Source organism: Lentzea atacamensis, assembly GCF_003269295.1.
In the GTDB taxonomy this organism is placed as follows: Bacteria; Actinomycetota; Actinomycetes; order Mycobacteriales; family Pseudonocardiaceae; genus Lentzea; species Lentzea atacamensis.
In genome coordinates this window covers 191,265-203,504 of the sequence record NZ_QLTT01000011.1, presented here as the reverse complement: position 1 = coordinate 203,504, position 12,240 = coordinate 191,265, and the positions used below count along the sequence as shown (strand labels likewise).

At 68.1% G+C, this 12,240-nt stretch carries 10 protein-coding genes; 7 read left to right on the top strand and 3 right to left on the bottom strand.

The genetic code is table 11. The features are described 5' to 3' along the window. Positions 1-219: 219 nt before the first annotated feature. From C8D87_RS37810 to C8D87_RS37780, 7 genes are all read left to right on the top strand, one after another. Entirely contained in the window at positions 220-1,203 is a 984-nt protein-coding gene (locus C8D87_RS37810; protein WP_112230790.1) for a LacI family DNA-binding transcriptional regulator, read from the top strand. Further along, a complete protein-coding gene (locus C8D87_RS37805; RefSeq protein WP_233442483.1) occupies positions 1,200-2,231 on the top strand; it encodes a class I mannose-6-phosphate isomerase in 1,032 nt (343 codons plus the stop codon). Before C8D87_RS37810 ends, C8D87_RS37805 begins: the two co-directional genes overlap by 4 nt. Next, on the top strand, positions 2,228-2,992 hold the full coding sequence (locus C8D87_RS37800; protein WP_109634524.1) for an ATP-binding cassette domain-containing protein: 765 nt from the start codon (positions 2,228-2,230) through the stop codon (positions 2,990-2,992). Before C8D87_RS37805 ends, C8D87_RS37800 begins: the two co-directional genes overlap by 4 nt. Further along, positions 2,992-4,029: an ABC transporter permease gene (locus C8D87_RS37795; protein WP_112230786.1), complete on the top strand. Its 1,038-nt coding sequence runs from the start codon at positions 2,992-2,994 to the stop codon at positions 4,027-4,029. The genes C8D87_RS37800 and C8D87_RS37795 overlap by 1 nt, the downstream gene beginning before the upstream one ends. A 17-nt stretch (positions 4,030-4,046) precedes the next feature. Continuing rightward, on the top strand, positions 4,047-5,021 hold the full coding sequence (locus C8D87_RS37790; RefSeq protein ID WP_109634530.1) for an ABC transporter substrate-binding protein: 975 nt from the start codon (positions 4,047-4,049) through the stop codon (positions 5,019-5,021). Positions 5,022-5,221: 200 nt separating this feature from the next. Continuing rightward, a complete protein-coding gene (locus C8D87_RS37785) occupies positions 5,222-6,745 on the top strand; it encodes an alpha/beta hydrolase (protein ID WP_112230783.1) in 1,524 nt (507 codons plus the stop codon). Between the two features lie 16 nt (positions 6,746-6,761). Then, complete coding sequence (locus C8D87_RS37780) at positions 6,762-8,297, top strand: alpha/beta hydrolase (RefSeq protein WP_233442482.1); 1,536 nt, start codon at positions 6,762-6,764, stop codon at positions 8,295-8,297. On the opposite strand, the gene C8D87_RS37775 is transcribed toward C8D87_RS37780, so the two are convergent. The 3 genes from C8D87_RS37775 to wecB are packed head-to-tail and all read right to left on the bottom strand — an operon-like array spanning position 8,282 to position 11,951. Then, a complete protein-coding gene (locus tag C8D87_RS37775; RefSeq protein ID WP_233442481.1) occupies positions 8,282-8,893 on the bottom strand; it encodes a hypothetical protein in 612 nt (203 codons plus the stop codon). The genes C8D87_RS37780 and C8D87_RS37775 overlap by 16 nt on opposite strands. An 11-nt stretch (positions 8,894-8,904) precedes the next feature. Next, complete coding sequence (locus C8D87_RS37770; protein WP_215732600.1) at positions 8,905-10,698, bottom strand: DUF2334 domain-containing protein; 1,794 nt, start codon at positions 10,696-10,698, stop codon at positions 8,905-8,907. Beyond that, complete coding sequence (gene wecB / locus C8D87_RS37765; RefSeq protein WP_112230779.1) at positions 10,695-11,951, bottom strand: non-hydrolyzing UDP-N-acetylglucosamine 2-epimerase; 1,257 nt, start codon at positions 11,949-11,951, stop codon at positions 10,695-10,697. Before wecB ends, C8D87_RS37770 begins: the two co-directional genes overlap by 4 nt. Positions 11,952-12,240 lie beyond the last annotated feature (289 nt).

Below are 12,240 nucleotides of genomic sequence, written 5' to 3'. Positions count from 1 at the left end.
GCTGTCTGTCACCAGATCCTTGCGGAGCGCACACGGTCGTGGTCAAGACCAATGCCGTCACTTGTCTTCTTCAGGACAGCAAACACGGCTACGAGAAGCCGCTTGACCGGTTCCGGAACTGTTGACAAGGGCGTGAAGGCGAGGTGAGATACGGCCACTATGACAACGTTGTCCCCCAGCGGACCGGCAACCGGTCAGCGCAAGGTCCGTCGCGCGACGATGAACGACGTCGCCCGGCTGGCGGGCGTGAGCATCAAGACCGTCTCGCGCGTGGTCAACGACGAGCCGGGCGTGCATCCGTCCACCGCCGAGCGCGTGTTGGCCGCCATCGACCAGCTCGGGTTCCGGCGGAACCTGAGCGCCCGCAACCTGCGCCGCGGCTCGTCCACCGGCACCATCGGGCTCGTGCTGGAGGACGTCGGCAACCCGTTCTACTCCGGGGTCACCCGCGCTGTCGAGGAAATCGCGCGACTCAGGGGCAGACAGGTGATCTCCGGGTCGTCCGACGAAGATCCCGGCCGCGAACGCGAGCTGGCGCTGGAGTTCTGCTCCCGCCGGGTCGACGGGCTGCTGATCGTGCCCGCGGGGCTGCAGCACAGCTATCTGGTGCCGGAGATGCGCGCGGGCACGCCCGTGGTGTTCCTGGACCGGCCGGCGGGCGACGTCGTGGCGGACACCGTGCTGGTGGACAACATCGGTGGCACCGTGGAAGCCGTCACCCATCTGGCGGCACATGGACACCGCCGCATCGCGTTCCTCGGTGACGCGCCGGACATCTTCACCGCCAACGAGCGCCTCCGTGGTTACCGCGAGGGCTGTGTGCGTGCGGGCATCGGCTACCACGAGGATCTCGTGGCGATGGGGCCGCACGACGAGAACAGCGTGGCGACCACGCTGCACCGGCTGCAGAACCTGCGTGAGCCCGCGACGGCGATCGTGGCCGGCAACAACCGCATCACCGTGCACATCCTGCGCGCGCTCGCAGGTTCCGCGGACCGCCCCGCCCTGGTGGGCTTCGACGACTTCGAGCTCGCCGACCTGCTGTCGCCGCCGGTGACCGTGATCGCGCACGACGCGAGTGCGCTCGGCAAGGCGGCCACCGATTTGTTGTTCGCCCGACTGGACGGCGACAACTCACCACCGCGCCGCGTCGTGCTGCCGGTGCGCTTGGTGCCACGAGGATCCGGGGAGGTCCACGCGTGAGTTCTGGTGTGCTCCACCAGCCTGTCAACCTGCCGGCCAACCAGCCGAAGCAGTTCTACCGCGGCGGCGAGGCGATCGCGGCGTTGCGCGGTGGCACGACCGGCGACTTCGGGCCCGAGGACTGGGTGGCCTCGACGACAACGCTGTACGGGCGCAGCGATGCCGGGTTGACAACGTTGCCAAACGGCGTGCTGCTGCGCGACGCCGTCGAGGCGGACCCGACCGGATGGCTCGGACCGGAGCACGTGGCGAAGTTCGGCGCGGACACGGCGTTGCTGGTGAAGCTGCTCGACGCGGGCCAGCGCCTGCCGGTGCACTGCCACCCGTCGAACGCCTTCGCGTCCTCGCACCTGAACTGCCGCCACGGCAAGACGGAGGCGTGGATCGTCGTCGGCACGACCGGTGCGGACCCGACCGTCTACATCGGATTCCGCGACGCCGTGCCGGCCGCCACCGTCGCCGAATGGGTGGCGGAGCAGAACACCAGGGCGATGCTCGACTCGCTCAACCCGATCTGCGTCCGGCCCGGTGACACGGTCTTCGTGCCCGCCGGTGTGCCGCACGCGATCGGCGAGGGCGTGTTCATCGTCGAGCTGCAGCAGCCGACCGACTTCTCGGTGACGCTGGAGTGGCAGGGGTTCCTGGCCAACGCCGACATCGGTCACCTCGGTCTCGGCTACGACGTCGCGCTGGACTGCGTCGACCGGCACGGCTGGAGCGGCCGGCTCGACCAGCTCGTGCGTCAGACGTCCGACAAATGGGCGCCGTCGGTCGATCTGCTCGGCCACGACGCCGACCCGTTCTTCCAGGCCGACCGCCTGCACGTGGAGGGTTCCCTCGCGCTGGAACCGTCGTTCGCCGTGCTGGTGGTGCTGGAGGGATCGGGCCAGCTCGGTGAGCTGGAGGTCCGCAAGGGCAGCACCGTCGTCGTGCCGCACGCGGCCGGCGAGCTGGGGCTGACCGGCGACCTGGTGGCGATCCGCTGCCGACCGCCCGTACTGTCCACAGTAGAGGATGTGTCGCCATGAGCGAGCCACTTCTCGAGGCTCGTGACCTCACGAAGAACTACGGCACCGTGGAAGCTCTCCGCGGTGCGTCGTTCACCGCCCACCCCGGCGAGGTCGTGTCGCTGATCGGCGACAACGGCGCGGGCAAGTCCACCCTGGTGAAGTGCATGTCCGGGGTGGAGCAGCCGACCAGCGGCACCCTGCTGTTCGACGGCAAGCCCATCGTGCTGAGCTCTCCCAACGACGCCCGCGACCGCGGCATCGAAACGGTGTTCCAGGACCTCGCGGTCGCGCCCGACCTCGACCCCGCCGCGAACATGTTCCTGGGCAGGGAGATCCTGAAGCCCGGTGTCCTCGGCTGGCTGGGCGTGCTCGACAAGAAGGCGATGCGCCGGCAGGCGAAGGAGCACTTCACCCGGTTCGGCGCGTCCCTGCAGAGCATCGACGTGCCGATCGCGGCGTTGTCCGGTGGTCAGCGCCAGTCGGTCGCGGTCGCGCGTTCGGTGGCGTGGGCGTCGAAGCTCGTGTTCATGGACGAACCGACCGCCGCTCTCGGTGTGGTGCAACGGGAACGCGTGCTGGAGGTGATCAAGCGCGTGCGCGACGAGGGTGTCGCCGTGGTATTGATCTCGCACAACATGCCCGAGGTGCTGTCGGTCTCCGACCGCGTCGAGGTGCTGCGCCTCGGCCGCCGCGTGGCCCGTTTCAAGGCCGCCGACACGACCGTTGAAGAGCTCGTCGGTGCAATGACCGGCGCACTGTCGCATGAGGACGCCGCCTGATGACCAGTACCAAAGAGACAACGTTGTCTACCGTGTCCGGCGAAACCCGCACCCCGCTCCTCAAGCGACTGACCGGTGCGAACACGCTGTGGATCGGCCTGGTGCTGCTCGTCCTGGTCGCGGTGTTCGGAGCGATCCGCCCGGACGCGGTCTTCCAGGTGACCACGCTGCAGTTCCTGCTCGCGGAAACCGCTGTGCTGCTGGTGCTCTCCGTCGGCATGACGTTCGTGATCATCACGTCCGGCATCGACCTGTCCGTCGGTTCGGTGCTGGTGTTCGCGTCCGTCTCGTCCGCGATGGCGATGAACGCGGTGTCCGGCGGGGACGCGACGAACGCGGGCTGGGGCGTCATCGGGTTCGGGCTGCTGGTCGCGTTGGTCAGCGGCGCGGTGTGGGGTCTGCTCAACGGCCTGTTGATCTCCCGTGCGAAGATCCCGGCGCTGATCGTGACCCTGGGTTCGTTCGGCGCGGCGCATGGCGCAGCCCTGTTGCTGAACAACGGTTCCAACGTGTCCGGCATCCCGGACAGGCTGAACCGCACCTTCGGCTCCGGCACGTGGTTCGGCATCCCGAACATCGTGATCGTGGCCGCGATCGTCACCGCTCTGGGCGTGCTTCTCCTGTCCACAACGCGTTTCGGGCGCTACACCTACGCGGTCGGCTCGAACGAGGAGGCGGCCAGGCGCGTCGGCATCTCGGTGCGCGGCCACCTCACGAAGGTGTACCTGCTCGCGGGCACCCTGGCCGGTCTCGCGGGCTTCATGGGCAACGCGTTCTTCCGCGTCGCGGTCGTCACCGGCCACGAGACGGACAACCTGAACGCGATCGCCGCCGTCGTACTGGGTGGCACCAGCATCTTCGGCGGCACTGGTTCGGTGCTGGGCACGGTGTTCGGCGTGTTCATCCCGGCGGTGTTGGAGAAGGGCCTCGTGATCATCGGGGTCAAGGAGTTCTGGCAGCCGATCGCCGTCGCGATCGTGCTGGTGGCCGCCGTGTGGCTGGACCAGACACGGCGGCGGGCGCGCAACCAACGTTAGGGAAAGGTGCTGGACCAATGAAGATCCGCTCCGCAGTGGCTCTCTCGGCCGCTTTCCTGCTCGCCGCGTGTGGTGGAGGCGGGCAGATCGGCGATTCGGGTTCGGGCAACTCCGCCGCGAACAAGAAGCTGGTGCTGATCCCCGGCATCACGGCGGAACCGTTCTACATCTCGATGCAGTGCGGTTTCGAGGAGGCGGCCAAGGCCGCCGGCTACGAGTTCGACACGCAGGCACCCGCCAAGTTCGACGCGGCCCAGCAGACCCCGATCGTCACGGGCGTCCTGGCCTCGAGGCCGGCGGCCGTGCTCATCGCGCCGACCGACGACAAGGCCATGGCGGGCCCGATGAAGCAGCTCAAGGACGCGGGCATCAAGGTCGTCGAGGTCGACACCAAGCTGCAGGACACCTCGATCGCCGTGTCCACCATCTCGTCCAACAACGAGCAGGGCGGCAAGCTCGCCGCCGAGACGCTCAACAAGCTCAGCGCCGGCAAGACCGGCTCGGTGCTGGTGCTGAACACCAAGGCGGGCACGTCCACGACGGACGCCCGCGCCAAGGGGTTCGAGGAGGAGATCAAGAAGTACTCGAACCTCAAGTACATCGGCCAGCAGTACACCGACAACGAGCCCGCCACGGCGGCCTCGAAGGTGACCGCGACGCTCGCGGCGAACCCGGACCTGATCGGTGTGTTCGCCACCAACCTGAACACCGGTGAGGGTGCGGCCACCGGTCTGCGCAACGCCGGCAAGACCGGAGCGGTGAACCTGGTCGGGTTCGACGCCTCGCCCAAGCAGGTGCAGGACCTGCAGGCGGGCACCGTGCAGGCGCTGATCGCCCAGGACCCGGCCACGATCGGCAAGCAGGGTGTCGAGCAGGCACTGGCCGCGATCGACGGCAAGGAGAACAAGCGGAACATCGAGACCGACCTGGTCGCGATCACGAAGGACGACGCGGAGAAGAACTCGAAGTACTTCTACAAGCAGTCCTGCTGAGCTCTTGCCTTCCCAGGGCCGCCCTCCGCTGCGGAGGGCGGCCCTGTTGCGTCAGATGACGAACGTCATCAGGGGTTTCGCCGGTCGGCGTAAGACCCAAGTTGTAGGTGGTTGCCATCCTTAGGCCGATGTTCCCGTACCCCCGGACGCGATGAGCTGGGGTACCGGCCGGGCTCGGCCGGTAGAAGGGGGACAACCGAATGCACCGCAGAAAACTGGCGGCAGCACTGGCCGCCGTCACCGCCACAGCGCTCATCGCACCACCCGCGCAGGCGGCCGCCACCCAGGAGATCCAGTGGCGGCAGTGCTTCGACACCGTGCCGCCCGGCTTCCCGTCAGGCTCGGAACGGCTGGAGTGCGGCAGCTTCACCGCGCCGATGGACTGGAACAACCCGAACAACGGCAAGACCATCACGATCGCGGTCAGCAGGCTCAGGCCCAAGAACGGCACGGCGAAGAGCACCGTCTTCACCAACCCCGGCGGGCCGGGCGGGCCGGGGCGCACGATGCCTCTGATCTACCTCGACCGACCGAAGCTCAGCGAGAACGCCGAGATCATCGGCATCGACGTCCGCGGCACCGGCGCGAGCAGCAACGCCACCTGCGGGAACGTCAACCCGGTCGGCGTGACCGATCCGCGTGACCGCAGCAAGGCCAACCTCGACCTGCTCTACGGAGCCGTGGAGCTGCAGGCCGAGTTCTGCCAGACCAAGTCGGGTGAGCTCGGCCGGTACGTCACCACCGACCAGACGGTGAAGGACCTCGACCTGCTCAGGCAGGTGCTGGGCAAGAAGAAGGTCAGCTGGCTCGGCTACTCCGGCGGCAGCTGGATGGGCGCCTACTACGCCACCTACTTCCCGAAGACCCTGGACCGGATCGTGCTCGACTCCAACGCCGAGTTCACCGGACCGTGGCAGGGCGTGTTCGACGCCTGGGGCATGGGCTTCGAACGCCGGTTCCGCGTCGACTTCCTGCCGTGGGTGGCGAAGTACGACAACGTCTTCCACCTCGGCAAGACCGGCGAGGAGGTGCGCCAGGCCTACGAACGCACGCGCGCCAAGCTGGCCGAGCAACCCGTCACGCGACCGGAGGGCGTCTACTACCCGGTGACGCTCGACCTCCTGCTGCGGGGCTCGATCTACGACAAGTACAACTTCGCCGGTGCTGCCCAGACCCTCGCGGAGCTCGCCGGTGCGGTCCCGGCCCAGCTGACGGCACAGGCAAGCTACCCGGACGCCCAGGCGGGCACGGCGTACTCGATCGTCTGCAACGACATGCCGTTCCGCGGTGACCGCAGATACCTGGAACGCGACGCGGCGCGCGACGGGGCTAAGTGGCCGCTCGTCGGCTACTACCAGATCATGGCTCCCTGCGCGTTCTGGGACCGCCCGAACGTGCAGCTGAAGCGCCCCACCGGCATCGGCGTCGCGACGACGTTGATGGTCCAGTCCGTGCGCGACCCGGCGACGCCGCTCGAAGGCGCGCAAAAAGCCCACCGGAACTTCAACAACTCCGTGCTGCTCACCGTTGAGGACGAGGGGGACCACGGCATCTACGGGTTCGGCAACGAGTGCGTGAACGACATCGTCGAGCGGTATCTCGTCGACGGCGTCGCGCCGACGAAAGACCTGACGTGTCCAGGGGTTCCGCTGCCCGTTCCCGGCGAGACCGCGAAGAACTCGCTCACCAGGACGCGTGAGCTCGCCACCCAGCTCGGTTGGTAGAAGAGGGGGATGACCGATGCACCGCAAGAAAATGGCGGCCGCACTAGCCGTCGTCACAGCGACGTCACTGCTCGTCGCGCCACCGGCACAGGCCCAGAACCGCCTGGCCGACCAGGAGATCACGTGGCAGAAGTGCTTCGACCCGGTCCCGCCGGGCCTTCCGCCCGGCGCGGAACGACTGGAGTGCGGCAGCTTCACCGCGCCGATGAACTGGAACAAGCCGAACAACGGCAAGACCATCACCATCGCGGTCAGCCGCACAGTTCCGTTGACCGGCAAGGCGAAAACCACGATCTTCACCAACCCCGGCGGACCGGGAGGTGAGGGCCGCACCTTGCCGCTGATCTACCTGAGCCGGCCGAAGCTCAGCGAGAACGCCGAGATCATCGGCATCGACGTCCGCGGCACCGGCGCCAGCAGCAACATCACGTGCGGGCTGTTCGACACGCTCGGCTCGACCGACCCGCGCGACCGCAGCAAGGCCAACTTGGACCTCATCTACAGCGGCATGGAGCTGCAGGCCAAGTTCTGCCAGACCAAGTCCGGCGAGTTCGGCAGGCACGTCACCACCGAGCAGACGGTGAAGGACCTGGACCTGCTCCGCCAGGTGCTGGGGCGCAAGAAGGTCGACTGGCTCGGCTACTCCGGCGGCAGCTGGATGGGCGCGTACTACGCGACCTACTTCCCGAAGACGCTCGACAAGATCGTCCTCGACTCCAACACCGAGTTCACCGCGCCGTGGCAGACGGTGTTCGGCGACTTCGGCATGGGCTTCGAGCGGCGGTTCCGCGTCGACTTCCTGCCGTGGGTGGCGAAGTACGACAACGTCTACCACCTCGGCAAGACAGCGGAAGAGGTGCGCCAGGTCTACGAGCGGACGCGCAAGAAGCTGACGGAACAGCCCGTCACGCTGCCGGACGGCACGTACTACCCGGTCACGTTGGACGTGGCGCTCTTCCGGGGCCAGTACAGCAAGTACGCGTTCGACGGCGCCGCGCGGAAGCTCGCGGAGCTGGCCGGCGCGGTGCCCCCGCAGGTGACGGCGCAGGCGAGCTACCCGGACGCGCAGACCGCCACGCTGTACACGATCCTGTGCAACGACACGCCGTTCCGCGGTGACCGCAGGTACTTGGAGCGCGACGCGGCACGTGACGGCGCGAGGTGGCCGCTGCTGGGCTACTACCAGTTCATGGGCCAGTGCGCGTACTGGGACCGCCCCAACGTGCAGTTGAAGCAGCCCACCGGCATCGGCGTCGCGCCGGCCCTGATGGTGCAGTCCGAACGGGACGCCCCGACGCCGATCGAGGGCGCGCGCAAGGCCCACGCCGGGTTCGCTGGCTCGCGGATGCTGACCGTGAAGGACGAGGGTGACCATGGCATCTACGGGTTCGACAACGCCTGCGTCAACGACGTCGTCGAGCGCTACCTCGTCGACCGCGTGACGCCGTCCGGTGACCTCTCCTGCCCTGGTGTGCCGTTGCCGGAGCCGGGACAGCAGCAGACCGGTGTGCTGGAGCAGGCGCGGAAACTGGCGGTTCAGCTCGGCTGGTGAATCTCCAGCACCGCCTCGGACAAGGTGGTGTACCAGGGACTCTCGGTGAACCGGGGGCCGGTCTCCTCGCCCAGGTAGAGGTCGAGGTGCCGGTCCCCGCCGAGCCCCGGCGTGAACTCGTCGGTGATCTCCCACGACGACGACGCGAGCTTCTGGCACACGGCGAAGTCGACGTTCGCACCCCCAGGTGTCTGTCCACACGAGACGAGCTTGATCCGCGAACCGTGCCGGAGCCCGTCGGCGGCCGCGGAGACGAACGGCCGCAAGGGCCTGCCGAACGCGTCCCGCGGCGCGTCGTCCATCCAGTAGCCCTTGTCGTGGGACCAGTTGAGGTACCGGCCGGCGGAAGTACGGCCGGTACCTTCGTCCTTCACCGCCTTCGCGAACGACTGCGGGAACGTGCCGAGCAACTCGTCGCCGTGCTCGCAGTCGATCACCGGGCACCCGCGCACGGGCACCGCGGGTCCACTGTGGAACCGCTCGACCGCCGTGTAGTAGACGGTCACCCGCCAGCCCTCGTCCGTGCCACCGGAAGCGGGCGGGCCCTGGCCGGCAGCACAGCCGGCCAGGACCAGCACCGCCCACAACCAGCGCACAGCACCTCCTGTCAGCCCGCCATCACGGTGCCGACGGACACGAACGTGTAGCCCGCGTTCTTCAACCCCTGCACGGTGTCGCGCAGGTACGCCGTACCGAGGTACGGGTGGTAGAAGAAGCTCGCGACACCATCATCGACCACCTTGAGCTGCTGCGCCGTCTTGACCAGGTCGGCGGGCAGCCGGGCGGGGTGGTTGTTGAACGGCTCGGGCTCGACGTTGCCCACCGCTTCCGGCGCCACCACGGAGCCGTAGATGTCGCGGACCAGGTACGGGAAGTACTGGCCGTAGATCTTGTCGTACTGCGGCGTGCCGGTGCCGCACGCGCCACCGGGGCAGTACCCGCCGAAGTACAGGCCGCGGTCGTAGCGCTTGCCGAAGTTCTGCTGGATGACCTCGTAGTCCACGGCCGACGCGGCGTAGTGCGGCGGCTCGAAGATGGCCGGACGGGCGAACCCGGCCTGAGCGAACGCCGTCGTCGCCGAGTTGATCCGGCCCTGCATCCACGCCGCCGAGTCACCGGGCACCGGGCCGTCGTAGATCACGCTGTCGTTCTCGTTGACGTGCGCCGTGTAGAACTCGAAGTCGTTGCCGCTGACGCCGTCGTACGGGTTGATCAGCTTCTCGTACTGGTGCGTGTAGCCGTGCATCAGGATCGTGCCGCCGCGGTTCTGCATGTACCGCAGCGCGTTGATCACGTCCGGGCGCTCCGCCAGGGTGTAGGACTCGGCCACGCCGTTGTTCTCCACGCCGTACGGGTTCTCGTACCTCGGGTACGCCGCGATGCTGAACGGAATCCGTTGGCGGTACAGGTAGTCCGCGATCGCGCGCAGCTCGCCGGGGTCTGCGTCGGGGCCGACGTCCTCGATGCGCACCAGAGCGCGCTTGCGGTCGGCCATCGCCGGGTTCGACACGCGCGAGATCAGGTCGGCGGCGGCCAGGTAGCGGTCACCGTGGTCGACGTAGCTGAACGGGATCTCGCCGATGTAGGTGAGGTTCTTCGCCTTGGTCGCCCAGTTGATCGGTCCGGCGGCGGAACCTGTCGCGATCGCCGGGGCCGACGCGATCGCCGGGTTGGTGATAGACGTGATCATCAGGCCGGACGGGGTCGCGAGCGGGTTGCGGCCGAGGTCGGTGTTCTCGTACCGGACCGTGGTCGCGGCACCGGTGTCGTACTGGACCCAGTTCCAGCCGTAGGTCGTCTGGAAGCTCGGCGCGCGGGCGGTGAGCTGCCAGATGTTGTGCGCCATCCACAGCACCGGCTTGGTGGTCGCCAGCACGTCGTCGAGGAACGCCAGCGGGATCGGCTCGTCGTAGGTCGAGCCGATGTAGATCACGCCGGTGTAGCCGGAGATCTCACCGGCGGCGTAGGAGCCGACCGGGTGCATGACGTACGAGCTGCCGTGCGAGGCAAGGTTGCCCGCCTGCACCGCGTACGCCTCGCCGAGCCACGCCCACGGCCCGGTGTTGTCGTACAGGATCAACGTCTTCTGGCTCGCCTTCGCACCGGGCGCGCCGCCACCGTTCGTGCCGGCGGTGGCGGCCTGGGTCGAGGTCGGCCCGAGCGTGCCGAGCACCGTCGAGATCAGGCCGGGCTGAGTGGTGCGCTTGGTGATGCGCGAGCTGGTGCGCGATGGCGTGGTGTCCGGCGTCGGTGGCGCGGGCAGCACGTTGTCGACGATCTCACCGAGCTTCAGGCCGAGCCTGAGGTCCGCCTGTGCAGCGGGCACGGGAATCATGGAAACCGCGAGGGCAGTCACGATCACTTTGGCCGCGACGCGCACTCTGAACAGTCGGCCCTTCATGCCACATCCACCTCTCCCGACATGCGCACGGTCGCGCTGCCGGCGTAAGGAGCAAACTCAACGGGTCGCTGCTGCTGCAGGCCCAGCAGCCAGGCCAATGCCTGTTCGGTGCGCACGGACGCGAGCCCGTCGCCGAACGGGTTGCCGTCAGCGGTCATCGCCTCGCGTGCGGAGGGGTTGTCGAGCAGCCGGACGGTGAGCGACGTGATGCGCTCGCGATCGGTGCCGACGAGCACGGCGCAGCCCGCGTTGACCGCCTCCATCCGCTCGGTCACGTCCCGCAGCACCAGTGCGGGAACACCGAACGACGGCGCCTCCTCCTGGATGCCACCGGAGTCCGAGAGCACCAGCGTGCACTGCGCGAGCAACCGGGCCATCTGCGCGTACGGCAGCGGATCGGTGATCGTCACGTGCCCGACGCCGCCCAGCACGTCCTGAACCTGCCTGCGCACAGCGGGATTCGGGTGTGCCGGAAGCACCACCTCGACATCGGGACGGGCTTCGACGATGTCGGCCACCGCGCGCAGCACGTGGTCGAGCGGCTCGCCCCACGACTCACGGCGGTGCGCGGTGACCAGCACGAGCCGCGACTGTCCCGCGTGGACTCTGCTCTCGATCTCCTGCAGCCGCGCGTCCCCGTACGGAGCACGTCTGGCGGCGACGTCGAGCACGGCGTCCACCACCGTGTTGCCGATGGTCAGGACGTTGTTGCCCTGCAACGACTCCGAGGCGAGGTGCGCGGCGGCGTCCGCGGTCGGCGCGAGGTGCAGCGAGGCCAGCTGGCCGACCATCTTGCGGTTCCCCTCCTCTGGAAACGGCGAGGTCAGGTCGTACGACCGCAGTCCGGCTTCCAGGTGCACGACCGGGATCTGGTGCCAGAACGCGGCGAGCGCGCCCGCGAGGGTCGTCGTCGTGTCGCCCTGCACGAGCACCGCGGCAGGCGCGCGTTCGGTGAAGAGCCGGTCGAGCTCCTCGATCAGCTGGCTCGTCAGCTCGGCCTGCCCGCCCGTGACGCGGTTCAGCTTGAGCCGGACGTCCGGCACGAAGCCGAACGACTCCAGGGCCTGGTCGACCATCTCCGGGTGCTGCCCCGAGTTCACCAGCACGGGCCGGATGCGCCCGCCCGAGAACATCGCGGCGGCGACCGGAGCAATCTTCACCGCTTCCGGGCGCGTTCCCGCAACCAGGAACACCTCGGGCACCTCACCCCGACAGAACTGCCGAGGCCCGGGCACCAGGGCACTTGGTCCCATCTTTTACCTCTTCGGACTCTCAGGCACGCGCGGCGAACGTGCGCCATCACAGACGCGACTCGATCATCGCTGACAATCAATTGGTACCCGCCCCCGCGCGGGTACCGCCATATCGGTGATTCGCTTTTAGAACTTCGTGCAACGAAGCTCCATTCGTCCCCGATATGGCCGGTTGACGCTCCGCTCTGCCTGCCCTTAGTCTCGCCTCGAACACCAGCTCCTGGCCTTGCTGTCTGGTATCTCGCACCGGCCCAGCGCATCGTTACCAGGAGCCAGCAATGACTCAACT

Coding starts and splice junctions, on each gene's coding strand:
- C8D87_RS37780 (WP_233442482.1), top strand. CDS start 6,762: ATGCACCGCAAGAAAATGGCGGCCGCACTAGCCGTCGTCACAGCGACG.
- C8D87_RS37795 (WP_112230786.1), top strand. CDS start 2,992: ATGACCAGTACCAAAGAGACAACGTTGTCTACCGTGTCCGGCGAAACC.
- C8D87_RS37785 (WP_112230783.1), top strand. CDS start 5,222: ATGCACCGCAGAAAACTGGCGGCAGCACTGGCCGCCGTCACCGCCACA.
- C8D87_RS37800 (WP_109634524.1), top strand. CDS start 2,228: ATGAGCGAGCCACTTCTCGAGGCTCGTGACCTCACGAAGAACTACGGC.
- C8D87_RS37770 (WP_215732600.1), bottom strand. CDS start 10,698: ATGAAGGGCCGACTGTTCAGAGTGCGCGTCGCGGCCAAAGTGATCGTG.
- wecB (WP_112230779.1), bottom strand. CDS start 11,951: ATGGGACCAAGTGCCCTGGTGCCCGGGCCTCGGCAGTTCTGTCGGGGT.
- C8D87_RS37810 (WP_112230790.1), top strand. CDS start 220: ATGAACGACGTCGCCCGGCTGGCGGGCGTGAGCATCAAGACCGTCTCG.
- C8D87_RS37790 (WP_109634530.1), top strand. CDS start 4,047: ATGAAGATCCGCTCCGCAGTGGCTCTCTCGGCCGCTTTCCTGCTCGCC.